The 25827-nt window shown below is 59.1% G+C and carries 24 protein-coding genes and 6 pseudogenes; 26 read left to right on the top strand and 4 right to left on the bottom strand.

The features are described from left to right. Positions 1 to 631 precede the first annotated feature (631 nt). The 15 genes and pseudogenes from JET17_RS12860 to JET17_RS12925 form a co-directional block, all read left to right on the top strand. Positions 632 to 805: a choline/carnitine O-acyltransferase gene (locus tag JET17_RS12860; protein WP_150105125.1), complete on the top strand. Its 174-nt coding sequence runs from the start codon at positions 632 to 634 to the stop codon at positions 803 to 805. 39 nt (positions 806 to 844) lie between these two features. Next, positions 845 to 1387: pseudogene (locus tag JET17_RS12865) on the top strand (IS630 family transposase); the annotation flags it as partial. After that, positions 1375 to 1509, top strand: a pseudogene (locus JET17_RS27250) (RHS repeat-associated core domain-containing protein); the annotation flags it as partial. The pseudogenes JET17_RS12865 and JET17_RS27250, both read left to right, overlap by 13 nt. 10 nt (positions 1510 to 1519) lie before the next feature. Then, positions 1520 to 1873: an AHH domain-containing protein gene (locus JET17_RS12870; protein ID WP_233100429.1), complete on the top strand. Its 354-nt coding sequence runs from the start codon at positions 1520 to 1522 to the stop codon at positions 1871 to 1873. After that, entirely contained in the window at positions 1870 to 2505 is a 636-nt protein-coding gene (locus JET17_RS12875; RefSeq protein WP_012314393.1) for an imm11 family protein, read from the top strand. The genes JET17_RS12870 and JET17_RS12875 overlap by 4 nt, the downstream gene beginning before the upstream one ends. Before the next feature lie 290 nt (positions 2506 to 2795). Beyond that, positions 2796 to 3143, top strand: coding sequence for a hypothetical protein (locus JET17_RS12880; protein WP_012314394.1), 348 nt, complete (start codon positions 2796 to 2798; stop codon positions 3141 to 3143). 192 nt (positions 3144 to 3335) lie between these two features. Next, positions 3336 to 3918, top strand: a pseudogene (locus JET17_RS27785) (type IV secretion protein Rhs); the annotation flags it as partial. Between the two features lie 185 nt (positions 3919 to 4103). Beyond that, entirely contained in the window at positions 4104 to 4565 is a 462-nt protein-coding gene (locus JET17_RS12890) for an Imm26 family immunity protein (protein ID WP_012314395.1), read from the top strand. Between the two features lie 206 nt (positions 4566 to 4771). Beyond that, the gene (locus JET17_RS12895) at positions 4772 to 5500 is read left to right on the top strand and encodes an SMI1/KNR4 family protein (RefSeq protein ID WP_233100430.1); all 729 of its coding nucleotides are present in this window, start codon (positions 4772 to 4774) and stop codon (positions 5498 to 5500) included. A 91-nt stretch (positions 5501 to 5591) separates the two neighbouring features. Continuing rightward, positions 5592 to 6379 (top strand): annotated as a pseudogene (locus tag JET17_RS12905) (RHS domain-containing protein); the annotation flags it as partial. Continuing rightward, positions 6325 to 6582 carry a DNA/RNA non-specific endonuclease gene (locus tag JET17_RS27790; protein ID WP_420094550.1) on the top strand — a complete coding sequence of 86 codons (258 nt, stop codon included), beginning with the start codon at positions 6325 to 6327 and terminating at the stop codon, positions 6580 to 6582. The pseudogene JET17_RS12905 and the gene JET17_RS27790, both read left to right, overlap by 55 nt. Positions 6583 to 6617: 35 nt before the next feature. After that, positions 6618 to 7145 (top strand): SMI1/KNR4 family protein, encoded by a 528-nt coding sequence (locus JET17_RS12915; RefSeq protein WP_012314397.1) that lies wholly within the window; start codon positions 6618 to 6620, stop codon positions 7143 to 7145. Positions 7146 to 7813: 668 nt separating this feature from the next. After that, positions 7814 to 8110, top strand: a pseudogene (locus JET17_RS27795) (DUF6531 domain-containing protein); the annotation flags it as partial. Positions 8111 to 8204: 94 nt separating this feature from the next. Next, positions 8205 to 8789 carry an imm11 family protein gene (locus JET17_RS12920; RefSeq protein ID WP_042111451.1) on the top strand — a complete coding sequence of 195 codons (585 nt, stop codon included), beginning with the start codon at positions 8205 to 8207 and terminating at the stop codon, positions 8787 to 8789. A 285-nt stretch (positions 8790 to 9074) separates the two neighbouring features. After that, positions 9075 to 9254: pseudogene (locus JET17_RS12925) on the top strand (DUF6531 domain-containing protein); the annotation flags it as partial. A 427-nt stretch (positions 9255 to 9681) separates the two neighbouring features. Here the strand turns inward: JET17_RS12925 and JET17_RS12930 are convergent. After that, a complete protein-coding gene (locus JET17_RS12930) occupies positions 9682 to 9951 on the bottom strand; it encodes a DUF3077 domain-containing protein (RefSeq protein WP_012314401.1) in 270 nt (89 codons plus the stop codon). A gap of 164 nt (positions 9952 to 10115) precedes the next feature. After that, on the bottom strand, positions 10116 to 10358 hold the full coding sequence (locus JET17_RS12935) for a hypothetical protein (RefSeq protein ID WP_042111452.1): 243 nt from the start codon (positions 10356 to 10358) through the stop codon (positions 10116 to 10118). Positions 10359 to 10834: 476 nt separating this feature from the next. On the opposite strand from JET17_RS12935, the gene JET17_RS12940 reads away from it, so the two are divergent. The 7 genes from JET17_RS12940 to JET17_RS12970 all read left to right on the top strand — a co-directional run bounded on the left by JET17_RS12940 (position 10835) and on the right by JET17_RS12970 (position 19923). Continuing rightward, positions 10835 to 12004, top strand: coding sequence for a M20 aminoacylase family protein (locus tag JET17_RS12940; RefSeq protein WP_012314403.1), 1170 nt, complete (start codon positions 10835 to 10837; stop codon positions 12002 to 12004). Between the two features lie 60 nt (positions 12005 to 12064). Next, positions 12065 to 13375 (top strand): citrate-proton symporter, encoded by a 1311-nt coding sequence (locus tag JET17_RS12945; protein WP_012314404.1) that lies wholly within the window; start codon positions 12065 to 12067, stop codon positions 13373 to 13375. Then, positions 13372 to 14829, top strand: coding sequence for an amidase (locus JET17_RS12950; protein ID WP_012314405.1), 1458 nt, complete (start codon positions 13372 to 13374; stop codon positions 14827 to 14829). Before JET17_RS12945 ends, JET17_RS12950 begins: the two co-directional genes overlap by 4 nt. Before the next feature lie 69 nt (positions 14830 to 14898). Then, complete coding sequence (locus JET17_RS12955; RefSeq protein WP_012314406.1) at positions 14899 to 15672, top strand: IclR family transcriptional regulator; 774 nt, start codon at positions 14899 to 14901, stop codon at positions 15670 to 15672. Positions 15673 to 15759: 87 nt separating this feature from the next. After that, a complete protein-coding gene (locus JET17_RS12960) occupies positions 15760 to 16416 on the top strand; it encodes an ABC transporter ATP-binding protein (protein ID WP_012314407.1) in 657 nt (218 codons plus the stop codon). After that, entirely contained in the window at positions 16416 to 18875 is a 2460-nt protein-coding gene (locus JET17_RS12965; protein WP_012314408.1) for an ABC transporter permease, read from the top strand. Before JET17_RS12960 ends, JET17_RS12965 begins: the two co-directional genes overlap by 1 nt. Then, complete coding sequence (locus tag JET17_RS12970) at positions 18865 to 19923, top strand: lipocalin-like domain-containing protein (RefSeq protein ID WP_012314409.1); 1059 nt, start codon at positions 18865 to 18867, stop codon at positions 19921 to 19923. Before JET17_RS12965 ends, JET17_RS12970 begins: the two co-directional genes overlap by 11 nt. Before the next feature lie 69 nt (positions 19924 to 19992). Here the strand turns inward: JET17_RS12970 and JET17_RS12975 are convergent, their stop codons facing one another. Together JET17_RS12975 and JET17_RS12980 are read right to left on the bottom strand one after the other, a co-directional pair. Further along, positions 19993 to 20988, bottom strand: a complete 996-nt coding sequence (locus JET17_RS12975) for an aldo/keto reductase (RefSeq protein WP_012314410.1) — start codon at positions 20986 to 20988, stop codon at positions 19993 to 19995. A 96-nt stretch (positions 20989 to 21084) separates the two neighbouring features. Continuing rightward, on the bottom strand, positions 21085 to 21936 hold the full coding sequence (locus JET17_RS12980; protein WP_012314411.1) for a LysR family transcriptional regulator: 852 nt from the start codon (positions 21934 to 21936) through the stop codon (positions 21085 to 21087). 196 nt (positions 21937 to 22132) lie between these two features. On the opposite strand from JET17_RS12980, the gene JET17_RS12985 reads away from it, so the two are divergent. The 4 genes from JET17_RS12985 (at position 22133) to JET17_RS13000 (ending at position 25786) form a co-directional block, all read left to right on the top strand. Continuing rightward, positions 22133 to 23044, top strand: a complete 912-nt coding sequence (locus JET17_RS12985) for a LysR family transcriptional regulator (protein WP_012314412.1) — start codon at positions 22133 to 22135, stop codon at positions 23042 to 23044. Positions 23045 to 23145: 101 nt separating this feature from the next. Next, positions 23146 to 24054 (top strand): hydroxymethylglutaryl-CoA lyase, encoded by a 909-nt coding sequence (locus JET17_RS12990; protein WP_012314413.1) that lies wholly within the window; start codon positions 23146 to 23148, stop codon positions 24052 to 24054. An 11-nt stretch (positions 24055 to 24065) separates the two neighbouring features. Then, positions 24066 to 25259, top strand: coding sequence for a CaiB/BaiF CoA transferase family protein (locus JET17_RS12995; RefSeq protein WP_012314414.1), 1194 nt, complete (start codon positions 24066 to 24068; stop codon positions 25257 to 25259). A gap of 2 nt (positions 25260 to 25261) precedes the next feature. Further along, the gene (locus JET17_RS13000; protein ID WP_012314415.1) at positions 25262 to 25786 is read left to right on the top strand and encodes a gamma carbonic anhydrase family protein; all 525 of its coding nucleotides are present in this window, start codon (positions 25262 to 25264) and stop codon (positions 25784 to 25786) included. The last annotated feature ends 41 nt before the right edge of the window (positions 25787 to 25827 follow it).

Genomic DNA, 25827 nt, shown 5'->3' on the forward strand with positions numbered 1-25827 from the left:
TAACGGAGAAGGAGTGCGTCAGCTCGGGGTGTATGATGTGTTTCATGAGAAAATACTAGCGCCGCCTGAATTCAAGCTAAACGATGCTGCGCACTTTAGCCTCGCAAATCAGTCCGTTCATGAACGCATGAACGCATGAACGCATGAACGCAGATCCTGATGCTGACTTCAAAGCCTCTATTGAGGCCAAATATCCAGGCATTACTAAGCATGTACAACTATCGTGTCGATGGTGGCTTCTCCGGCGACTCACCTCCGAAGCTGACATGGCACCACGGTGATAGCCCTGGCTCTTTGCAGCTGATAGATAGGCTTGATTGCGCTTTGGCATATGATTCAAAGCAATGGTTATTTTGAATCAGTTGTCGCGGGTGTCGAGAATTGGGAAGTTATTCTCGGGAAGCGAGATAAGCCACCCTTTGATAAATGTTGGATTGATGCATTCAATGCGGTGCAAGGATTGAATTATCAGGATCCTGATGCTGAGGCTGCTATCTCTGCCTTGAGGGAGTTCGCATTTAAACAGACGTATCGTGTCACCAGGATCCCAAAGTAGCAGCATAACTGGGCTTGTTCCAGGCAAGGCTATCTGTGCGTGCCAAGCCGCAATAAGTGAAAAAGGAGATTTCAAATGCCTGCAAGGACGAGCAAACGTACAAAAAAAGCACAGCACCCCGGCGGTGAAGTCCATGAGCACCTTTTAGAGCTGGACTTTTGGGTGAAGTATGCCTACCTGTTTACCCCAGCGTTCCTGGCGCTTTTTGGCGGCCTAGTGTCCTGTCTCAAAAATAAATATTCCATTTGAGCTTAACTTCCATCGTCAACCGGGATATTGGGTGAAGCCATGAACTCTCAAGACATCGTGCTCAGTGATGATGAGCAGGCCGAGCTGAGCCGGCGGGTTCGCTCGGCCACCATTAGCCAACGCGACGGTCGCCGAGCACGCGTGATTCTGTTGGCCGCTCAAGGTCATTCACGTAAAGAAATCGCCGAACTGACGGGGCTCTCCCTTGTTTCCGTTACTCGCTGGTGCAAGCGTTTCCAGGCACTACGTCTAGAAGGACTGGTGGATCTGCCGGGACGAGGTCGCAAGCCATCATTACCTGCCGAAGCCTTGAAGCGAACACTTGAGCAAGTCACCCAACCGCGTATCGGTCAGCCTCGTTGGAGCTGCCGTAGCATGGCGCGTGTCGCGGGTATTTCTCCGGCCAGCGTTTAGCGGATCTGGGCTGCCTACGACATCAAGCCGCACCTCACACGTACCTTCAAGCTGTCCAATGATCCTCAGTTCGAAGAGAAATTCTGGGACGTCATCGGACTGTACCTTGCGCCACCGGATAAGGCGTTGGTGCTCTGCTGCGATGAAAAGAGCCAAATTACAACACTTTCAGGTTCTATGATCCTAATGTTGGCCGATTTTTGACGCAGGATCCTATAGGTTTGGCAGGCGGCTTGAATATATATTCGTACGCTGAAAATCCTATTCAAGAAATCGATCCCCTGGGGTGGTGGCGATGGAATGGCTAATCATCATTTAATCCCCGAAGAAATCATGAAAAAGCCTCGTTACGCGAAAATGTTTAACAAACTTCGATCAATGGATTTTAATGATGATGGTGCTTCCAATGGTGTATTTTTACCGGGTAGTAAGAAGTTAACGCAAAATATAGATTTGCCTGGGCATTGGTCAGATCATGCTAAATATACTAAGATCGTGGAGACTAAGGTTTCTGCTTTGAATGACGCCTTTAGGGCTGGTAAGATTTCTGATGCGCAATTGGTCTTAGGTATAGGTAAAATTCAAAGTTTCGCGAGAGAAAACCTTACAAATAATACATTTGTAGTGGATACGATCACTGAGAGGCTTTTGTGAGTAGTTCCAATTATTACGTTTTGCGCTATAATCCGAAAGATAGTGGCTGTCCAGTCGTGCTGTCGGGCTTCTTTAATTGTACTGAATTTGAATGGGATCCACTTGAACCAAACCCTATGGGGTTGAGTGTAGAAAAGAAATATGTTTTAAAGCTGTCCGGATTGGAAATGGAGTTATCTGAGTTAGAGTTTGATTACTATAGCATAGGTGATACCTATGTTTCTAAAAGGTTTTTAGAGGCTTGCGATAAGGTCGGGGGAAAGTACAAGGCTATTCCTTTGGAAATAACCTATAAGGAACAGTCTAGAAAAGGAGATTTTTTTATTTTCCTTCCTGGTGAAAGTTTGGCGGCTCTGGATAAGGCTGAGTCGTTGTTCGAGGCATCCAAGGACCTGGAAACCGGCCTCGAAATTGAAAGTCATATATATCCTGGGGCTGTGAATATTGATGCTATAAGTAAGTTTGTAGTTTCCCCGGAGCTGCAGTCGGAAATTTTCAGATGCCAGGAAACCTTAGAACTATTTTGTAGTGAGAGCTTTAAGTCAGCGGCAACTGGCTTGAAGGGTGTTTCGTTTGAAATAGTTGATGATACTTACTCGTATGATGCATGGACTGAGTTGAGAGATATTTGAAGGTTTTGAGTGTGTTTTGCAAGGAGTAAGGTATTTTCTATTGTTGTTCGTTACGCCAGATCCTTAAAAATATGCAGCTGCGTTGGTGCGGCCTAGCCAGTGGCAGGGCCAGCGTTGTTTTTTTCTGGCGCTTAATGCTGAAAATTAGCACAACGAGGATAGATTTTGTGGTGCAGGGTCTTAGGCGCTATGGCGCGTTTATTCGGATGTCACGAATTCAGAATTTCATGAGCTGATAGCTCTAAATAAATTAATGTATCCTGGGGTGCGTAAATAAAGGGTTGTGTGGCATGAAAGACAAACAGTTTGTAGGGGCAGTGTTTGGCGAGCTTTTTTACAAAAACTTTGAACAATACAAAGAGGCGCTCCTAAAGCCAGTCAACAAGGATGATGATGCATATGCGCGTGCACGAAATGCTTTGTCACTACTTGACAGCACTCAAAAGCAAGATGTTATTGGTTTTCTCAAGCTGGTCATTGCAGATAGCGCCTCCGTCATTCTCGGAACCTTAGATGGGGTTCATTATCTAGATAATCTGGTAGAGGACTTTGTATTGATTTGCGATAGTGAAGAGATTCAAGGTGATTTGCAAGATATTTTCATTGACAAAGCACAAGAGGAAAATGTTTATGGCTGATCGGCCGTGATCTGTGCCTCCGGTATGGCTGGCTTAGGTGTCGAAAAGTTCTTGATTAAATGGTCTGGTGTTGCGATATGATCTTTAATAAATGGGGTTATTGAAATTAGAAGGGGCTCTAATGGTCCCTTTTTTGTTTATTTTGTTAGGGCTCAGGTGTAATAGCCAGTCACTGGAATCTCATTTTGAGACGTGCCGCTGCAACGCATCGAAAACGCCCTCGGCCACTTCCTGCACTTCACCCGTACCGCCGAAGGCACGCTGACCGACATCAGCGCCACCGGCGGCACCCGCGTGCACCTGCATTACGACCATCCGCTGGGCCGGCTGACCGACATCAAACGGGTGGTGAACAACGAAGCGGTCGAAACCCTGGCTCAATACCGCTACGACGAACACGGCCAGCTCAGCACGGTGATCAACCGCAACGGCGACACCGTGCGCAGCTTCAGCTACGCCGACGGCGTAATGGCTAGCCACAGCAATGCCCTGGGCCTGACCTGCCATTACCGTTGGGAAACCCTCGACGGCCAGCACCGCGTGGTCGAGCACTGGACCAGCGACGGCGAACATTTCCATTTCCGCTATGACTTCGCCCGGCGCATCAGCTGGGCCACGGACGTACTCGTCCGCGAGCTGGAGGTGCAGTACAACTGCCGACCACCGCGTGTTCGCCAGCCGCGACTACGGCGGCGAGCGTTACGCCATCGCGCTGGACGACTACGGCAACATGGTCGGCCTGACCCTGCCGGACGGCAACCAGTTGCACTTCAAGGACGAGGCTCATATACAGCACTATGAGACGAAAACTGGAGTGATTGGTGAGGATATCTCGTCGACTAATCGCGGTAATAAAATCAATTCTTATGATCATGCTAATGCAACAAGAAGTGCCGCTCGACAGGCAAACTTTGAAAGTAATTTCGATAGAAAGACTGCTGGTTTGAAAGGGGGTTGTGGATGAGTGCTATTCAGTTTTTTGGTTGGAATAAAAAAGCAAAAACTGCATTGCGAAGTATAAAGGTTGGAGATATTTTCTGCTTTGTAATAAATGGCAGAGGCTATGGTGTAGGGCGAATTATGACCCGTAATAGCCTTGGTCATGTTGCGGAGATATTTGATGTCGTAACCCAAGAACCGAACATAAATGAAATTCCTGAAAAAAGGTTTGCTAGGCCTGTTATTTTAGATTCGTACTCACTTTTTGATCGTAAAACGGAAGGAGACTGGCGAATTATTGCTCACGACCTGAAGTATCAACCTTCGGTTGAGGAACCAGTCCGATTTGTTTATGGAGTGGCTGACAATGTAAAACTGGTTGATATATTTGACAACGAAGTGCCCTTCAGCGGTGCTAAGGCTAGCTTTCCTCTCTACGCGCCTATGGGTGATGAAGATATTAAAGAGTTTATGGGTGTTTAACTAGGTGTCGGTACTTGGGTTTTTTGTTTCTTGTAGGGTTATTGTAAGTGAGCCGTTCGGTGGTTAGCAGGGTGAAAGTATGCTATCTGTATATAGGCCTAGCCTGAAGAATTCTGGCATGAATCAATTTTGTTCTGCATTAGGTGTGGCGTTGTCAGGCCGCTATTGAATTCTACTCTGGAGTTCAGTTTACCGAAGGGGGAGGGTTGAATTATGCAGAAAGCAATGCTCTTTATCCTAAGAGGCCTAATGTCAATCCAATACTCGAAATATCATATACTAGCGACTACGACTTGGATTTTGAAGCTGCTAATCATAAGGCTGGCCTTAATCAAAAAACAACTCCTATCGGCCATGGATGGCATCATGTGGATGATTACGGCCCGGTCACTAGTAAAGGTACTATGCAGTTGGTTGAACAGCCAGCTCACAGCGGTATTCCTCATATAGGTGGAGTGAGTCAATATAAGGCTGCAACTGGAAAAACATATGTTCACCCAGCAAGTAAAAAGGAGTGGAAAATCTTCATGTTGATTCCATTGAGTGATACTGAAAAAGCAATATCGTGCGCGGATCTTGACTTTTTGGAAGAGGTATTGGGCGGCAGGCTGCCGCCGGAGTTTCGTCGGTTGTACTTGTCATCGAATGGCGGTTATATTGGCGATGCGCAAGGTGGGAATGATTTGTTGCTTACTGGATTTGTCCCTATTAAGTATGGTCGCATTCCAATGGACATAGCGTATAGAGAGTTGGTCGAGGATTTTCCGCAAATGAAAGGGCGAGTGCCGTTTGCGTTTGATGAGGGTGGTAACTATTTTTTGCTTACTCTGTCAGGAGAAGAGCAAGGTGAAGTCGGGTTGTGGATTATGGATACTGAGGAGTATCATGTGGTTGCAGATGCTTTTCCTGAGTTTTTAAGTCGTCTCAATCAATGAGCTTTGAATCTTTAGGTTTTGCGTGGTTGCTGTCGCATATAGAAATCTCATGCGCTCCAATTCTCGTGTTCGCTTGCTGTTTTAGGTGATGTTGAACTTGGACGGCCAGGTGATCAGCGACATGGAGCGCGACGACTTGCACCGTGAGGTGTATCGCACGCAGGGCAAGCTCACCAGTTGCTTTGGCTACGATGCGATGGGGCGCAAGCCCTGGCAGTTTGCGTCCACGCTGCTGGCCGAAAAGCTGTCACAGGTGCACAACACCGGTATCAACACCTCGTTGCTGGTGGAGCATGCGTACAACCCGATTCACCGTCGCTAACAGTACGGCCCGGCGGGCGAATTGGTGCGCACACTGGACAAGCTGCGTGGCAAGATCAAGTACGAATACGAAACCAACGGCCAGTTGCATAGCCGCGATACCGGGGCCCTCGTAGGTAGCGAAGCGTTCCGCTACGACCCGGCGGCCAACCGGCTGGACTTCAATGCGCGGCAACTGGAGAAGGTCAGAGATAACCGCATCAAGCGCTGGCGGGATCAGGAGTACCGCAACCGCTGAAATCGGCGGCACCTCGGAACATAAGCATTTCCTCTGGGAAGGACTGAAGATGCTACGCGAGGAGACGCCGGGGCAGAGCATCTGTATCTCTACGAGCCGGGTAGCTATGCGCCGTTGGCGCGGTGGATCAAGCGGAGGGGGAAGAGCAGGAGGTCTACTACTTCCATACCGATCAGATTGGCACGCCCCTAAAAATGAGCAATAGCGAGGGCGAGATTGTCTGGCAGGCGACGTATCGTTTCCTGGTATACAGCCTCCAGGGTTCATTGCCGGTGCAGACTCAAACAGGGCTCGCGGCCACTTATTGGGCTGTCAGCTAGGCGGCTCAGGAGAAGATTTCAGAAACATAATTACTAATCAGCAGCGACCGGCTAATACACCTGTTATGAGTGCAGTTGAGGGGCGGATTGGTAAGGCTTTGGAGCAGGGGCGGGTTGTAGATGTTAATATAGCACCGATTTACCCCGGTCCCTCTAGGATTCCAGCCGGTATCACTATCAAGGTGGAGGGGGCGGGGGGGTAGCATGTTACAGTACTTAAACCTCCTGGGATGTGATTATGTCAATAAATAACCTTCTTGTAGTATTGACGCCTCCTGCCACACCTAATGAAGCGGGTGCAGGGAAACAGTGGCCAATGATTGATGGGATGTTTTTCCCTTCGGACTATGTTGAGTTCATAAATGTATATGGGTCAGGGAGGATAGCGGATTTCTTGATTGTATTTAACCCTTTTAGTCAAAATGAAGACATCAATTTTTTTGATCAGTTTAGGTTGGTTTTAGGTAGTTTTAATGATCTGGTAGCGTCTGATAGTGAGTATTTTAAATATCCTCTTTATCCTGTAGAGAACGGGCTGATTCCGGTAGGTGTTACGGATAATGGAGATTGCATTTTTTGGGTTGTGACCTCGAAGCAAAATAGCGACGAGTGGCATGTGGCGATTATTGCCTCTAGGTCGCCAGAAATTGAATATTTTAAAGATAATTTGACTGCCGTGCTTGAGGGATTGCTCATAGGTCGATTAAGTTCGAGCTCACTACCCAGTGGTTTTGCTTCTGCCGGCATTCGTTTCGATATCATTTAGCCTGTTGGTCATAAGGGGTAATGGTAGAGAGTTGGCGGGCCATCAGAAAGGAGGCTACGAGTTGATTGCAGTCATAAAAGGAGTGGGCACATGGTAGACGACAGTAGACTGGATTGTCGCAGCTCCAAAGAAAGCCGTAACCTGGATAACCTCCCGATTGGCCAATAGTTTTCGTTGCTACGGGGCGTCGCCGAAATGGGTGGACGAGCCAAGCTGGCGATTTCTGGGTAATACGCCAATGGATTTTGTGCATCAGTTTGAAGTGGAGGGTTGCTCGAGTGGCGATCGTTACGAGGGTTTGATGACGTATGTATTTTTTGGTCAAAAAGACCGTCAGGATGATGGTTGGGAAATGGTTGTAAAACTGGTCTAGCAATATAAGAATGAGCCGGGAACTATTTTAGTTGATTGAATGTTGAATTGTCGCCTTATTTATCTATATGTATTAGATGTCTAGTGAATTCGGGTGTGGTGATTGGTTTGAGGTGCGGTTGGAGTGACGCGTAAACGGTAGCACGGGTTTTGCTCATTAAAATTGAGGATGAGCCATGGAAGTGGCTGCCAACTTTGTCTCAGCCACTTCTTGCGTTTTCTTGGTTCTGACCTGAGTTTTAAGGTCAAGATTAACCCTATCATTAGGTTATCGATATTGAGCGAAGATCCCGGGCGGCTACCTTGCCGGGCGCTTCATCGTTGGCCCGGCCATCGAACGTGCGATCGGCGGTTTCACCGGTAATCCTGTAAATATGACGACTGGCCGCAAATTGCTGGCCTACGAAACGGGTTCTGTCCTGCCAGGGACGATGCCAATCGAGTGGTCACGCTTCTACGCCAGCGACCTGGCTATCGACAGCGTGCTGGGCCGAGGCTGGGTGCTGCCTTGGGAGGAAAGCCTACGCCGCAGCGGCGGCTTCGTGTATCACACTGATAAGACCGTTCTTAACACGATCGGCCCTGGCGAACGCAGTATGAGGATGAGTCTTGGTTCAGACACCTAGCGCTTACAAAATACGGACCCTAGGCCGAAAGGCGCTAGATCGACATGTTAGGAGGGAAATTATGAATTATTTTACAATGTTGCATGAAGTAGTTGAAGGGGGGTATACGGATGGCGAGGTTTCATTCTCTCCGGAGCTCAATGACTACTATCAAGTAGGGAAATGCATTTCGTTAAAAGGGCTATCAATTACTGTAGTGCTGGATAAAAAAATTCGCAGTCTGAAATCTGATTTTTTCTTAACTGCATGCGGTGCATTTTTTGGCTCGAGGGAATTAAGAGTTGTATTTGAAGGGTTAGGTTCTAGCGCTGAACTTGTAAAGGCTGAGGTGAAATATTTTGACGGCAGGCCTGTAGAAAAAGATTACTTTTTAATACACTTGAATCAGAAGATAAAATGCTTCGACTATGAGCGTTCAGATTACTCTGGTAAAGCTATGATTTTAAAAAAATTGAAGTCGAGTGAGTTGGATGCTGAGTACATGGCCCGAGGTGTAACAAAGCTGTGTGTTGATGAATCAAAAGCAGATGGTTCTCATTTCTTATTTTTGGGTGACGTCATTTGGATTGATCCGATCGTGTCGGAGGTTTTTGTCAGTAAGGTCGAAAGCAAGAAGCTCGCGATAAGGTTTGTTGCTCTCGGTTGAGCAATTGGCTTGGCGGGTGTTTTTATGCGTTGATATGCTAAGTATGGGGGATGGAGTTCGATCAAGTTTATTTATCAGGGGCGCTCAGGGTCGCCAACCACAAAATGATCTTTAAAATAGCTGGTTTGGACGTCGATGCCAACTTTGTCTCATTACGCTTCCAGCTTTATGTGCTGCTAGAGTTGTATTGCTGGCCGTGATGTTGCATGAGGTTAATTAGTTTTTTGCATGTTTTTGACAGGGCTGCCCTGTCGCTGGCGGCGGCGCCAGCCGCTACGTGGTCGAAGCGGTAGCCCGGTAAACCTGACCACCGGCCGCAAACTCATCCCCGACGAAATCGACTTCAGCCTGCCCGGCCTGATGCCCATCGAGGGGGCGCGCTTCTACGCAAGCGACCTGACGGTCGACAGCGTGCTCGGCCGCGGCTGGGTACTGCCGTGGGAACAAAGCCTGCGCCGCAAGGGCAGATAGCCGTATTCATTTATCCCCTGATCAGCATCACGTACTTCATCATTCGCTACCGTTTTCTGAAAAGCGTGCCGCCTGAGCGGCTGGTACATGTAGTGCCTTGGAGCCATATTTATGAAGGGCGCAGGATTTCTGGGTTCATTCTGATCGCTTCTGTACTAGCGTGTGGGTACGCGCTGTATAATCACGTTTGGTAGATAAGTTCCCCCACGTGAGATCACGTTGGATTGTACTCCTTTGGTGCCATAATCGGGCCATTTGAGAGCCCATGATCACCGCATCGCCTTATCGAACTGGCCCATCACTTGGCTTTGTATGAAAACTCCTGAAGGCGCTGACAAGCCGGCTCCAACGGTGGCAGCGATACACAATTTTTCGTACGGAGCCTAGTTGTCCTCGATGGGCGAGCCCGCCGCTTGCTGACCTACCGCTGCATCCCCAACTCGGCATCATCCAGCAGCGCCTTGGCCAGCGCGCTCAGGTAATAGGACGCCCAGATCAGTTGCGGGTTTTCTTCCATCAGCCCGGCGATGGTCAGGTCGCGCACACACCCCATCAGCTCCGAGGCTTGCTCCCGGGCATCTTGGCAGGGGATGCCTGGGGCGATGCAGAACAGGGGTCGGGTCTGGCCCTCTGCCTGGTAGAACATGGTTTTACCGGGTGTGGTGTATTCGTTTGTGCCGTCTTTTGGCATTGGTTGGCTCCCTGAAAATGCGGATGCCTGGGCTGGCCCTTTCGCTGGCAAGCCGGGCCCACACGGGTTCACCGTGCGCCTAAGGGTCGTCTACAACCTCAGGGGCGGCGCCGTGCGAGTGGTTAACTTTTGAAAGAGCCAGGCCAGGCCTGACATGATGCGACTTAGTGCAGCGTTCTCGGCTCTGTCGGCATTTGCACTTGCGCCAAGGCCACCTCAAGCAATTTGCGCAAGGTTTCGAGCTCGTGCATGGAGGTCATGATCAACAAGGAGGAGGGCGATTTGGGTTGCATCATCATCGCCTGCTGGGCAACGGCTTCTGCGCAAAGTGCGTAGTCAGCAGCCATCATGAGTGTGTCTTCCAGGGAGTGGGAAGTGTAGGGTGGATCGGGGACTATCTTCAGCATGCTTACGCTCCAACAATGGTTGAGCTGCAAGCCGCCTTGCTGTCAAACAAGAGGGTGGCAGCTGTACGCGGGTTGACAGACCGAGATTGTTGGCACTCGGCGCACACGAAGGTGCCCGCACGTACAGCCGCCATAAGCGTATGCACACGGACAACAATCGACGGCCTGTCAAAGCCGGTCGCTGAATTGGCAGCGACCGGCCGAGACTATGGCCCACGTTTAGCGCGTGCAACGAAAAACAGGCGTCGGCAGTATCTTTGGGAAACGGACTACAAGAAAGGGAATTAATCTGATTTTTTCAGCCGGTTTCTGTAGGAAAACATCCCCGCCCATGTGATGTTCCACCACGTGAAACCACATTCAATTGTGCTCCCGCCCCACTCGCGCTTATCTGTCCGCAACCACGACCTGCCTAAACCGTCGTGATCTCAAAGCGAACAACAAGAACGGCACCCACCCGCGCGAGGAGATTCCACATGCAGCAACACCAGCACATCCTGGCCTGGCTCAACGACGTGGCCAGCGACCTGCACGCCATCCGCCACGATATCCACGCCCACCCCGAACTCGGTTTCGAAGAAAACCGCACCGCGGCCCTGGTCGCGCAACTGCTCAAAGACTGGGGCTACGAAGTGCACACCGGCATCGGCAAAACCGGTGTGGTCGGCGTGCTGCGCAATGGCAGCAGCCCACGCAAACTGGGCCTGCGTGCCGACATGGACGCGCTGCCCATCGTAGAAGCCACCGGCGCTGAATACACCAGCCGCCACCAGGGCTGCATGCACGCCTGCGGCCACGACGGGCATACCACCATGCTGCTGGGCGCGGCACGCTACCTGGCGGCCACGCGCCAGTTCGATGGCACGCTGACGCTGATCTTCCAGCCGGCCGAGGAAGGCCAGGGCGGCGCCGAGGCGATGCTGGCCGATGGGCTGCTGGAGCGCTTCCCGTGTGACGCCCTGTTCGGCATGCACAACATGCCGGGGTTGCCGGCGGGGCACCTGGGCTTTCGAGAAGGGCCGATGATGGCTTCGCAGGACCTGCTCACCGTGACCATCGAAGGCGTCGGCGGGCATGGCTCCATGCCGCACCTGGCGGTCGACCCGTTGGTGGCCGCAGCCAGTGTGGTGATGGCCCTGCAAACCGTGGTGGCGCGCAATATCGATGCGCAGGAGGCGGCCGTGGTCACCGTGGGCGCACTGCAGGCAGGCGAGGCGGCCAACGTGATCCCGCAGCAGGCGTTGCTGCGTTTGAGCTTGCGTGCGCTGAACGCCGAGGTGCGCGCGCAGACCCTGGAGCGGGTGCAGGCCATCATCCTTAGCCAGGCCCAAAGCTACGGCTGCACCGCCAGCATCGAACACCGCCCGGCGTACCCGGTGCTGGTCAACCACGCCGACGAAAACGCCTTTGCCCACCAGGTCGGCGTCGAGCTGCTCGGCGCCGAGGCGGTGGACGGCAACACCCGCAAGCTGATGGGCAGCGAAGACTTCGCCTGGATGCTACAGCGCTGCCCCGGCGCCTACCTGTTCATCGGCAACGGCGTGCAGCGGCCGATGGTGCACAACCCTGCCTACGACTTCAACGACGACATCCTGCTGACCGGCGCCGCCTACTGGGGCGCCCTGACCGAGCGCTGGCTCAACTAGGGAAGCTTCAAGCTGCAGCCCGCCGCCGTTTCTGGCCAACAGATTGATGGAGTGTTCCGCATGCAGACTTCACACACAGGCGCGTCGCGTACCCGGCAAGTGGTCGCGGCGGTCATCGGTAATGCCCTGGAATGGTATGACTTTATCGTGTACGGCTTTCTGGCCAGCATCATCGCCCGCCAGTTCTTCCCCTCCGACGACGAGTACGCCTCGCTGCTGATGGCCTTGGCCACCTTCGGCGTGGGCTTTTTCATGCGCCCGGTGGGCGGCGTGCTGCTGGGCATCTATTCCGATCGCAAGGGGCGCAAGGCGGCGATGCAACTGATCATCCGCCTGATGACGGTGTCCATCGCCATGATCGCCTTTGCCCCCAGCTACCTGGCCATTGGCATGGGCGCGCCGCTGTTGATCGTGGTGGCGCGCATGCTGCAGGGCTTTGCCACGGGCGGTGAGTACGCCAGTGCAACGGCGTTTCTGGTGGAAAGCGCACCAGCCCATCGCAAGGGGCTATACGGCTCGTGGCAGCTGGTGGGGCAGTGCCTGGCGGTGTTCAGCGGGGCGGGGATGGTCGCGCTGGTGACCCACCTGTGCACGCCCGAGGCGCTGGACAGCTGGGGCTGGCGGATTCCGTTCGTGATCGGATTGCTGATCGGCCCGGTGGGGCTGTGGATTCGCAAACACATGGAAGAACCCGAGGAATTCCTAGAGGCGCGCAAGCAGGCCAAGGGCCAGGCGCCCAGCCTGTTGCAGGTGCTGCGGGAGCATCGGCGCAGCCTTTTGGTCTCGATGGGCCTGGCCTGTGGTGCGACGGTGTCGTTTTACGTAGTGCTGGTGAACATGCCCACCTTCGCCCACAAAAACCTTGGCCTGCCACTGGACCAGGTGCTGCTGGTGCAGATGCTGGCCGTGGGCCTGATGACCGTGGTCATCCCCCTGGCCGGAGCGCTGTCGGACCGGCTTGGCCGGCGGCCGGTGCTGATGGCCTTTACCCTGGCATTTTTCGTGATGGTGTACCCGCTGTACGTGTGGGTGGCCGCAGCGCCGTCGATCGAGCGCCTGCTGGTGATGCAACTGCTGCTGTGCACCGCCATTGGCGGCTTCTTCGGCCCGGCGCCAACCGCCCTGGCCGAGCAGTTCCCGATCGCGGTGCGCTCCACCGGCGTGTCGGTGGCTTATAACGTGGCGGTGATGGTGTTCGGCGGCTTTGCCCCGTTGATTGTCACCTGGCTGAGCAAGGTGCTCGGCACCCCGGTGGCCCCGTCGTTCTATGTGCTGTTCGCCTGCCTGTTGACGCTGCTGGGCACCTATTGCCTGAAAGAAGCACCCCGCGCTGGCAAGGCTGTCGCTTTCAACCTTGGAGTGAAACCGTGAACCCGTTAGCCATCGACCCGATCGTCGCCCTCGATGCCCAGGCGCTGTCCGAGGCGATCCACGCGCGCCAGTTGTCGTGCCGTGAGGTGATGCAGGCCTACTTGGGCCATATCGAGCGCTTCAATCCGCAGGTCAATGCGCTGGTATCGCTGCGCGAGGGCGCGGTGCTGCTGGCCGAGGCTGAGGTGCGCGACCGTGAGCTGGCCGCCGGCCAGTCGCGTGGCTGGATGCATGGCATGCCGCAGGCAGTCAAAGACCTGGCGGCCACGGCGGGGCTGCGCACGACGCTGGGCTCGCCGCTGTTTGCCGAGCAGGTGCCGGCGCATGACGCCATCAGCGTGGCGCGGGTGCGGGCGAGCGGGGCGATCATTGTCGGCAAAAGCAATGTGCCGGAATTCGGCTTGGGCTCGCAGAGCTACAACACGCTGTTCGGCACCACCACCAATGCCTACGACCACAGCCGTGTGGCAGGCGGCAGCAGTGGCGGCGCCGCAGCGGCGTTGGCCATGCGACTGCTGCCGGTGGCCGACGGCAGCGACATGATGGGCTCGCTGCGTAACCCGGCAGCGTTCAACAACGTGTTCGGCCTGCGCCCTTCGCAAGGGCGGGTGCCATACGGGCCAACGCCGGAGCTGTTCGTGCAGCAGCTGGCCACCGAGGGGCCGATGGGGCGCACGGTGACGGACGTGGCGCGGTTGCTGTCGGTGCAGGCCGGGCACGACCCGCGCGCGCCCCTGTCGCTCAGTGACGGCCTGCGTGACTTTGCCGCCGGGTTGCAGCGCGATTTCAAGGGCGTACGGGTTGGCTGGCTGGGTAACTTTGACGGCTACCTGCCGATGGACGAAGGGGTGTTGGGCCTGTGCCAGGCGGCGCTGGCAGACTTCGCCGAGCTGGGCTGCGAGGTCGAGGCGTGCCAGCCGGGGTTCGACCTGGGGCGTTTATGGCAATGCTGGCTCACCCATCGCCACTTCCTGGTGCACGGCAACCTGGGCGCGGCGTATGCCGACCCAGGCAAACGCGCCCAGCTCAAGCCGGAGGCGCAGTGGGAGGTGGAGGGTGGCCTGCGCCTGACCGCGGCGGACGTTTACCAGGCCTCGCTGGACCGCAGCGCGTGGTACCAGGCGCTGGGTAAATTGTTCGAGCGTTACGATTATTTGCTGTTGCCGGCTGCCCAGGTGTTCCCTTTCGACGCAACCGAGCCATGGCCGAAGGTGGTTGGCGGGCAGGCCATGGACACCTACCACCGCTGGATGGAGGTGGTGATTGGCCCGACCTTGGCCGGCCTGCCGAGCATGAGCGTGCCGGTGGGTTTCAACGCCGCCGGGCTGCCGATGGGCCTGCAGATCATAGGCCCGGCCCAGGCCGATCACGCCGTGCTGCAACTGGCCTATGCCCATGAACAACTGACGCGCTGGATAGCGCGGCGGCCGCCCGGGTGTTTGCAGGTGCGCTGAAAGCCCTGGGCAGGCCCGTATCTTGCTGGGCATGATGACCATCCACGCACAGACAGGGAGGTCGGACCCATGGGTATTACCGCAGACAGCGGTGGCGTGCGCTCGGTGGAGCGGGCACTGGCGATCGTCGAACTGCTTGGCGAGCACCAGGCGCTGGGGCTCGAAGAGCTGCACTACCTGACGGCACTGCCCAAGGCCACGGTATCGCGCATGCTTGCCACCTTGCAGGAACAGGGTTGGGTTTACCGTGGCCTGAGCGACCGCCGTTACCGCTTGTGTGCCCGGCGCCTGTTTGGCGACCGCCAGCTGCGCTTCAAGCGCCAACTGGTGGAACGTGCCGCGCCGCTGCTACTGGAGCTGAGCGAGCGCACCGGGCTGGTGGCGGACCTTTCTTCATTCGACGGCGAGCGGCTGGAGGTGATGGAGAGCGCCATCCCGCAGGTGCTGCGTAAACGCTACCCGCACAACTGTCAGATCGTCGGGCAGCATGCCAGCTTGTTTCACTCGGCCATGGGCCGGGCGTGCCTGAAGGAGCTGGCGCCGGCTGAGGTGCAGCGCCTGGCGACGCATCAGCGGGTGGGCGATGAAGCGCTGTTGCGCGATATCGAGGCCGATGGGCACAAAGGCTTTGGCCAGCGCACCGAAGGGTTTTGGGAATACCCCGTGCGCTTGCCGTTCCTGATCCGGGCGATTGCCTTACCGGTGCGGGTGGAGGGGCGGCTGGCGGGCAGCATTGCGCTGCACTGGCCGCTGGACCAGGCACCGGTGGAGCGGGTGCTGAGCTTGCACCTGAACAGCTTGGCGGCGACGGTGGGGCAGGTGCAGCACGCATTGGTGAACTGAGGCCAGTGAAAACAGCGCAAGCTATTTGCCCCAAAGCGGCGTTTGCAGCTATGCCTACAGTCTGACCCGGCAAATAAGGCCCGCCAAATGTTGGTCGTCGAAAACCTGTGCAAGTCGTTCGCCACTGCCCAAGGCCCGCTGGAGGTGCTGCGCGGGGTGGACCTGACGCTGGCACGCGGCAGCAGCCTGGCCTTGATGGGCGAATCCGGCAGCGGCAAGAGCACCTTGCTGCACCTGCTGGCGGGCCTGGACCGCGCCGACAGCGGGCGCATCCTGATCGATGGCCAACCCCTGGACAACCGCGGCGAAGCTGCCTTGGCACGTTGGCGGCGCGAGGGCATCGGCCTGGTGTTCCAGCAGTACAACCTCATCAGCAGCCTGGACGTGGCCGCCAACCTGGCCTTCCAGGCGCGCCTGGCGGGGCGCCATGACCCGGTCTGGGTGACGCACCTGGCCACCCGGTTGGGGCTGGCCCCGTTGCTGCAACGCTACCCGGAACAACTGTCTGGCGGGCAGCAGCAGCGCGTTGCCATTGGCCGCGCGCTGGCCAGCAGGCCCTTGCTGCTGCTGGCCGACGAACCCACCGGCAGCCTTGACGAGGCCAGCAGCGACGAGGTGTTGGCGCTGCTGCTGCAGCTGGTGCACGAGGCGGGTAGCAGCGTGCTGATGGTGACCCACAGCCAGCGCCTGGCCGCCATGCTGCAGCGCCGCTGCGTGCTGCAGATGGGCCGGGTGCAGGGGTGATGAACAGCTTGCGGATCACCGTGCAGGCCCTGTGCAGCCATTGGTGGCGTCACCGGCTGCAGTGCATCAGCATCTTCACCGGTTTGTGGCTGGCCACGGCCCTGTGGGCCGGCGTTCAGGCGCTCAACACTCAGGCGCGCAACGACTACGCACAAGCCAGTGCGGTGCTCGCCGGGCCTGCCCGCCCGCAATTGGTGGCACGCTCGGGGCAGCGCTTCGACCAGGCGCTGTATGTGCAATTGCGCAGGCTAGGCTGGCCGGTGACGCCGGTGCTGGAAGGGCGCTTGCGGCTGGCTGCAGCGCCGCAGGTTGCGCTGCGCCTGGTCGGGATCGAGCCGCTTGGCCTGTTGCCGGGCATGGCCGTTGCCGGTGCCGATGTGCAGGATTTTGACCTGCAGGCGTTCGTGGGTACGCCGGGGCAAGCGTGGGTGGGCCCGGACACGCTGCGCCAGCTGGGGCGCCAACCCGGCGAGCAGCTGACCACGGTGGACGGGCAAGTATTGCCGCCGCTTACCATGCATGCGCAGCTGGCACCGGGTGTGGTGGTGGTCGACATCGGCCAGGCGCAGGCCTTGCTCAATGCCCCCGGGCAATTGTCGTGGCTGCTCAGCGACAGTGACCAGCCACTGCCGAGCGACATTGCGGCGAGGCTGAAGCTGCAGCCGCCCGGGGATGATGCCGACCTGCAGCGGCTGACCGCCAGCTTTCACCTGAACCTCACCGCCCTCGGCCTGCTGGCCTTCGTGGTGGGGCTGTTCATTGCCCATGCGGCCATTGGCCTGGCGCTGGAACAGCGGCGCGGGTTGATCCGCACCTTGCGCGCTTGTGGTGTGAGCTTGCAGGTGCTGCTGGCAGCCCTTGCCCTGGAGCTGGGGTTGTTTGCCGTGCTGGGCGGTGTGGCAGGCGTGGCTGCAGGTTACCTGCTGGCCGCACTGATGCTGCCTGATTTCGCCTCCAGCCTGCGCGGGCTTTATGGCGCCCAGGTGGCGGGGGAGCTGCACTTGCCGGCCACCTGGTGGCTGGCAGGCATTGCCGTCAGCCTGTTGGGCGCGTTGCTGGCGGGGCTCGACAGCCTGCTGCGTGCCGCGCGCCTGCCATTGCTGGCCTTGGCGCAGCCCCAGGCCTGGCGCCTGGCGCAAGTGCCGTGGTTGCGGCGCCAGGGTGGCGCCGGCGCCGTGCTGCTGATGGTGGCGGGGGGCTGCGGCTACCTGGGCAATGGGCTGCCCAGTGCATTCGGCATGCTGGCGGCTTTGCTGCTGGCGGCGGCGCTGTTGTTGCCGGGGTTGCTGGCGCTCTTGCTCGGCGGCTTGGCGCGGGTGTGCAAGCGCCCGCTGGCGCAGTGGTTCGTTGCCGACAGCCGCCAGCAACTACCGGCCTTGAGCCTGGCGTTGATGGCGCTGTTGCTGGCCTTGGCCGCCAGTGTCGGGGTTGGCGGCATGACCGAAGGCTTTCGCCGCACCTTCATCGGCTGGCTGGACCAGCGCCTGGCCGCCGATGTGTACGTCACGCCCCGCGACAGCGCGCAGGCGCAGCAGATCTACGCGCGCTTGCTGGCAGACCGTACCGTCAGCGCGGTGCTGCCCAGCTGGCGGGTGGACTGGCGCCTGCAGCAGTGGCCGGTGCAGGTACAGGGGGTGGATGATCACCCTTTCTACCGCCAGCACTGGCCACTGCTGCAGCAGGCACCGGGCGCCTGGCAGGCGCTGGCCGCCGGCCGTGGTGCAATGCTCAGCGAGCAACTTGCCCGTCGCCTTGGCCTGGCTGTAGGGCAGACGCTGCAGTTGCCTGGCGAGCCGCCCCAGGCCATGACCGTGGTGGGCGTTTATGCCGACTATGGCAACCCCAAGGGCCATGTGCTGGTAAACGCCGGCTGGTTGCGTAGCCATGCACCAGCGGCCAGCCTTGCGGGTTTCAGCCTGCTGGTGCCGCCTGAACGGGTGGCTGCGCTGAAGGATGAACTGCAACGGCGCTATGCCCTGGATGACAATCAGGTGGTGGAGCAGGCCCGCCTCAAAGCCTGGTCCAGCGAGGTGTTCAGCCGCACCTTCGCGGTCACGGCGGCATTGAACAGCCTGACTCTAGGGGTTGCCGGCGTGGCGTTGTTCATCAGCCAGCTGACCTTGAGCCAGCGCCGCCTGGGGCAGTTGGCACCGTTGTGGGCCTTGGGTGTACCACGGCGCTGGCTGGCCTGGCTGAGCCTGGGGCAAACGCTGATGCTCAGCTGCTTCACCGTGCTGCTGGCGATCCCCTTGGGCCTGCTGCTGGCCTGGTGCCTGGTGGCGGTGGTGAATGTGCAGGCGTTCGGCTGGCGTCTGCCTTGGCATGTATTTACCGGGCAACTGGTGCAACTGGCCGTACTGGGCCTGTTGACTAGCCTGCTGGCCAGTGCCTGGCCGTTGTGGCAACTGGCACGCAGCCAGCCAAGTGCGCTGTTGAGGCAATTTGCCGATGAAAGCTGAAACCTTGCTATTGATGGCCTGCCTGCTGCTGGCAGGGTGCGACCCGCCTGCGCCAGAACCCAAGAGTTATGCGGGCCTGGGCGACGATGCGGCGGCGTTCAGGCAGGTGATACCAGGGCATGCGCTGGAATTTCCACGTGACCATGGCGCGCATGGGGGCTTTCGTATCGAATGGTGGTACGTCACCGCCAACCTGCGCGATGCCCAGGGCCGTGACTGGGGTGTGCAATGGACGTTGTTCCGCTCGGCCTTGCGGCCTGGGCCTGAGACCTGGAACTGGAACAGCCCCAACCTGTGGATGGGCCACGCCGCGCTGACCGGCCCGGGCGGCCACCAGGTCAGTGAAACGCTCGCGCGCGGTGGGGTTGGCCAGGCGGGCGTCGAGGCACAACCGTTCCGGGCGTGGATCAACGACTGGTCGCTGCAGGGCAAACCCGGAGTCGACCGCCTGCAGATGCGGGCCAGGGGCCAAGGGTTTGGTTATGACCTTGCCCTCACCAGTGATCAGCCGCTGCTGCTGCACGGTGTGCAGGGTTACAGCGAAAAATCCGGCAAGGGCCAGGCGTCGTACTACTACAGCCAGCCGTTCTACACGGTTAGTGGCGAGGTCGAGCGCGAGGGGCAGCGGGTCGCCGTCACAGGGCAGGCCTGGCTTGACCGGGAATGGAGCAGCCAGCCGTTGGCCGCCGGGCAAAGTGGCTGGGACTGGTTTTCGCTGCACCTGGGCACGGGCGCCAAGCTGATGCTGTTCCAGGTGCGCGAGGACCAGGGGCCGCCTTACCGCGCGGGCACCTGGGTCGATGCCCAAGGGCAGGCGCGTGCGCTGCAGGGCGGGCAGATCGAGCTGACACCGCTGGCCTGGACGCGGCAGGACAATGGCAAAAAGGTGCCCACCCGTTGGCGGGTCAAGGTGCCAGCGGTACAGGTGGATGTCGAGGTGGATGCGCTGGAGCCCAAGGCCTGGATGGGCACGCGCTTCCCTTACTGGGAGGGCCCGGTGCGTGTGGGTAAGGAGGGGCGTGGGTATCTGGAAATGACGGGCTATTGAGGTACTGCACCTGCCTGGGTGCAGTACCTGTGGGGGCATCGGTATGCCGCTGGTGAGGCCCGGGCAGGCCTACTTGAAGCCCGTCACTGCATGCGGCACGTAGGGCGCTTGCAAGCGCTCCACTTCTTCGGCGCTGAGCTCGAACTGCAACGCGCCAATCGCATCATCGAGCTGCGCCACCTTCGACGCGCCCACGATCGGCGCCGAAACCCCTTGCTTGCCCAGTACCCAGGCCAGCGCCACCTGCGCCATGGGCACGCCACGCTCGCGGGCTATCTGTTCGACCACATCGATCACCCGGCCGTCCTCCACTTCGGTCTTCTCATAGAACGACCGGCCGGAAATGTCGGTACGGGTACGTTCAGTCTGCTGGCCATGCGGGCGGGTCAGCCGGCCGCGGGCCATCGGGCTCCAGGGCATCAGGCCCACGCCCTGGTCCAGGCACAGCGGGATCATTTCGCGCTCTTCCTCGCGGTAGATCAGGTTGAGGTAGTTCTGCATCGACACGAAGCGGCTCCAGCCGTTGCTGGCCGCCACCTGCTGGGCTTTGGCGAACTGCCAAGCATACATCGAGGATGCGCCGATGTAGCGCGCCTTGCCGGCTTTGACCACATCGTGCAGCGCCTCCATGGTCTCCTCGATCGGGGTGTGGTAGTCCCAGCGGTGGATCTGGTACAGGTCGACATAGTCGGTCCCAAGCCGGGTGAGGCTGGCGTCGATGTTGGCCATGATCGCCTTGCGTGACAGGCCCTGCTCGTTGGGCCGGGTGCTGCCTTCCCACATGTTGGCCGGGAAGAACACCTTGGTGGCGATCACGGTTTCTTCGCGGCGGGTGAACGCCTTCAGCAGCTTGCCCAGGATCAGCTCCGAGGTGCCGGCCGAGTAGCTGTTGGCGGTGTCGAAGAAGTTGATGCCTTGCTCCACGGCGTGGCGGATGATCGGGCGGCTGTCGGCTTCGCCGAGGGTCCAGGGGTGGGTGCCGGCGCCCGGCTCGCCGAAGGTCATGCAGCCCAGGCACAGTTTCGAAACATCCAGGCCGGTGTTGCCCAACTTGACGTACTGCATCTGCTTCTCCTCGGTGGTCGTTTGCGATGGGGGAAGCTTAGCGGGGCTGTGGGCGTGCGGAAATCCCGTATCGGTGCAGGCGAGCTCTGCAGAAATTCACAAGCGCAGCAGTGGCTTGACCTGTTGCTGCAAAAAATCGGTGACGGCCTTGATGCGCGGTGTGTTGCGCACGTCTTCATGCACGGCCAGCCATAGTTCGATGCTCATGGTCTGTGTTTCCTCCCCGATGGCCTGCAAGCCATGCTCCTGGGCCATGAATGCCGGCAGGCAGGCAATGCCGATGCCGCCGGCAGCGGCCTGGGCCTGGATGCGCAAATCGTTGCTTTGCACTACAAAGGGCTGGTGGTGGGTCTGGGCGAGCAGCCACTGTTGCTGCGCCGACTTGGCCTGGGACTGGTCGTAGCCGATATAGCGCGGCGTGCTGGTGCTGCGCAGGTAGCCGGGGGCGGCGTACAGGCGGTAATCCAGGTAACCCAGCAGGCTGGCCACCAGGGTGGGCTCGCTGGGCCTGGCCAGGGCCACGCTGATATCGGCCTCGCGGCGCGCCAGCGAGGCGCGCGACTTGCTGCCGACCAGTTTCAGGTGCAGCTGCGGGTAGCGGTTGCACAGCGTGGCCAGGCGCCGCGCAATGAGGCTGCCGAGCAAGGCGGGCGGGGCGGCCAGTACCACCTGGCCTTCAACCTGCTGCTGGCCTGCGCTGGCGAAGTGTTCCAGGGCGAAGGAGGCCTGGGTCATCTGCTCGGCGTAATCGCCCACCCGGCGGCCTTGCTCGGTCAGCACGTAAGCCCTGGGGCGGCGGTCGACCAGCTTGAGGTTGAGCGCAGCTTCCAGTGCGGCGATGCGCCGGGCCACGGTGGCGTGGTCGACGCCCAGCTGCTTGGCTGCGGCCGACAGGGAGCCGGTGCTGATGAAGGCGCAGAAATGGCGCAGGTCTTCCCAATCGAACATGGCGGGCCTCTGTGGTGGAGGGCCATGATAAAGCCTCTTGGCGATTCCCACGAGCTGAGCCGGCTCCAATGCCGGCACACACGTTTCGCGTCCATTTCAAAAGCACCGCCATCGCTGCCGGAGCCGGCTTGCCGGCGGTGGGGCAACACAAATAACTGATGCTAGGATGGCTGCCTCTCCTTACCCGGATACCGCCATGCAGCCCCTCGACCACCTGTCCTTGCACCTGTTCATCGTGGTCTGCGAAGAGGGCACCATCGCCCGCGCCGGTGAGCGGGCGTTCATGGCGCCTTCGGCTGTCAGCAAACGTATCTCGGACATCGAAGCGCGCTTTGGCACCACGCTGCTCAAGCGCAGTAAGCGCGGGGTCGAACCCACCCCGGCAGGGCTTGCCCTGTTGCGCCATGCCCGCGGCCTGACCCGGGCCATGGAGCGCCTCGACAGTGAGCTGAGCGAATACGCCGAGGGCGCCCGGGGGCATGTGCGGGTGCTGGCCAATGTCTCGTCGATCATGGAGTTTCTGCCCGAGGAACTGTCGGCCTTCATGCTGGAAAACCCGTTGATCCAGGCCGATATCGAAGAGCGCTTCAGCCCCGATGTGGTCCGTGGCGTGGCGGAGGGCAATGCCGACCTGGGTATCTGCAGGAAGTCCACCGCAGTCGGCGGCCTTGAGTTCGTGCCTTATCGGCAAGACCACCTGGCGGTGGTGGTCGGTGCCAGCCACCCGCTGGCAGCGCGCAGCAGCATTGCCTTTGCCGAAACGCTTGGCTACGAGCACCTAGGGCTGTCGGCGTTCGCCACGTTGAACAGTTTCATGTGCAAGAGCGCCGAGGCAGCTGGCAAGGAATTGCGTTTTCGCTCGTACGTGTCGTCGTTCGATGCGGCCTACCGGCTGGTGCAGTTCGGCCTGGGCCTGGCGGTGTTCCCGCAGGAGGCGGTGGCGCGTTATGCGCCACTGTTCGACTTGCGGGTGATCCCGCTGACCGATGACTGGGCGTTGGGTGAGTTCGTCATCTGCATGCGTGACCGGCACGCGCTGTCGCTGTCGGCGCGGCGCCTGCTGGACCACTTGCTGCTGCGCGCGCCGGCCTGGCAGGCCATGCCCTGATATCCATCGCGGCTGACGATGGATCAGCCCGTGAAAGACGTCTTTTCTGCCCGCCATGCTGCTCTTAGTCTGGCCACACGCTTCAGACAGAGAGCCCCCTGATGACAACAATAACAATCAATGAAGTCGGCCTGCGCGATGGCCTGCAGAGCCTGCAGACGGTCATGCCGACTGCCGCCAAGCTGCGCTGGATCGACAGCGCGTATGCCGCTGGCGTGCGCCACATGGAAGTTGCCTCGTTCGTGCCGGCCAGGCTGTTGCCGCAGATGGCCGACGCCAAACAGGTGGTCGCCCACGCACTGACCTACCCGGGCCTGCTGGTTACGGTACTGGCCCCTAACCTGCGCGGTGCCCAGGATGCACTGGAGTCTGGTGCGCAACGCGTCGTCGCCCCGGTGTCGGTAAGCAACGCCCACAGCATGGCCAACGTACGCCGCACGCCGCAGGAAATGGTTGAGGAGCTGGGGCGCATGTGCCAGCTGCGCAGCGAGATGGGCCGGCATGACGTGCAGATGATCGCCGGCATGTCAGTGGCCTTCGGCTGCACCCGTCAGGGTGATGTGCCGCTGGGTGACCTGTGCGCATTGACACGCCAGGTGATCGAGGCGGGTTGCGACCTGGTGTCGCTGGCCGATACCGTCGGCTACGCCAACCCCGGGCAGGTAGCCAAGGTGATCCAGGCGGTGCGGGGCATTGCCGGGGAGCGCCTGCGCGCCGCGCACTTCCACGACACCCGTGGCCTGGCGCTGGCCAACAGCCTGGTCGCCGTGCAGCAAGGTATCCGCGAGCTGGACGCCTCGCTGGCCGGCCTTGGCGGTTGCCCGTTCGCGCCAGGTGCCTCCGGCAATACCGTGACCGAAGACCTGGTGTTCATGCTGCAAAGCATGGGTTACGACACCGGCATCGACCTGCAGGCATTGATCGACTCACGCCAGGTACTGCGTGATGCCTTGCCCGATGAACCTCTGTACGGCGCGCTCGCCCGCGCCGGCCTGCCGCTCAACTACTAAGGGCTACCCGCATGTCCAGACTCCCCTTGGACGGCATTCGTGTCGTTGAGATTTCGCACATGGTCATGGGCCCCACCTGCGGCATGATCCTCGGTGATCTTGGCGCAGAAGTGATCAAGATCGAGCCCACCCGTGGCGATGGCACACGGCGCTTGCTCGGCGCAGGCGCCGGGTTTTTCCGCACCTTCAACCGCAACAAGCAATGCATCGCCGTGGATGTGGAAACGCCCCAGGGCCGGGATGCCGTGCTGGCGCTGATCGACACGGCCGATGTGTTCATCGAGAACTTCAAGCCAGGGCGCATGCATACGCTCGGCTTTGACTACACCGCCCTGCGCGAGCGCAACCGGCGGTTGATTTACGCCTCGCACAAGGGCTTTCTCAGCGGCCCTTACGACAATCGGCTGGCTCTGGATGAAGTGGTGCAGATGATGGCGGGCCTGGCCTACATGACCGGGCCGGTGGGGCGGCCGCTGCGTGCGGGCAGTTCGGTGAACGACATCATGGGCGGCATGTTCGGGGCCATCGGGGTGCTGGCCGCGCTCAACGAGCGCAACAGCACCGGCGTTGGCCGCGAGGTACAGAGCGCACTGTACGAGAACTGCGTGCTGCTGGCCGCCCAGCACATGCAGCAGTTTGTGGTCACGGGGGAGGCGGCAGCGCCAATGCCCAACCGTATCAGTGCCTGGGCCATTTATGATGTGTTCACCTTTGCCGGGGGCGAGCAGATGTTTGTCGCCGCCACAGGGGAGGGGCAGTGGCAGGCGCTGTGCACCGTGCTTGGCCAGGCGGCATTGCGCGACGACCCCACCCTGGCCAGCAACAACGACCGGGTGTTGCAGCGCCCGCGTTTGCTGGCGCACCTGGCCGAGGTATTCGCCACACTTGATGCGCAGCAACTGGCGGTCGAGCTTGAGGCCAATGGCATCCCCTTCGCGCCGATCCGTCGCCCGGAGGAGCTGTTCGATGACCCCCACCTGATGCAAAGCGGGGGCATGGCCGACCTCACCCTGGAGGACGGCAGCAGCACGCCGATGCCACTGCTGCCGCTGGCGCTCGATGGCCAGCGCCTGCAACCGCGCAGGCCGATCCCGCGTATCGGCGAGCACACCCAGAAAGTCATGCGCGAGCTTGGTTACAGCGATGCGCACATTGCCGAGCTGTGCGCCGCAGGCGTGCTCAAGACTGACGAGCAGGAGCGCTGAAAATGGCCATCTACCGATACGACACGCTTGTCCCTAACCTGCACCCGGAAACCTTCGTTGCCGAGCAAGCTACGGTGATCGGCGATGTCACGCTGGCGCAAGGCGTTAGTGTGTGGCCGCAAGCGGTGCTGCGCGGCGACAATGAACCGATCCACATTGGCCAGCACAGCAATGTGCAGGAGGGCGCGGTGCTGCATGCCGACCCTGGTTTCAACCTGACCGTGGGCAGTGGCGTGACCATCGGCCACCAGGCGATGCTGCATGGCTGCACGATTGGCGATGGTGCACTGATCGGCATACAGGCGGTGGTACTCAACGGCGCGGTCATCGGCCGCAATTGCCTGGTGGGGGCGGGTGCCATCGTCACCGAAGGCAAGGTCTTCCCCGACAATTCACTGATCCTCGGTGCACCTGCCAAAGTGGTGCGTGAGCTGTCGCCAGAGGCCATCGCGCACATGCACGCCAATGCCGCTGACTACGTGCGCAAAGGCCAAGCCTGCAAGGAAAAGCTCGTGCGTATCGGCTAACCCCCTTCAGTGGCGCCCTGAAGGGCGCCGCCGCTCTCCAA

It is taken from the genome of Pseudomonas putida, from assembly GCF_016406145.1.
In the GTDB taxonomy this organism is placed as follows: domain Bacteria; phylum Pseudomonadota; class Gammaproteobacteria; order Pseudomonadales; family Pseudomonadaceae; genus Aquipseudomonas; species Aquipseudomonas putida_E.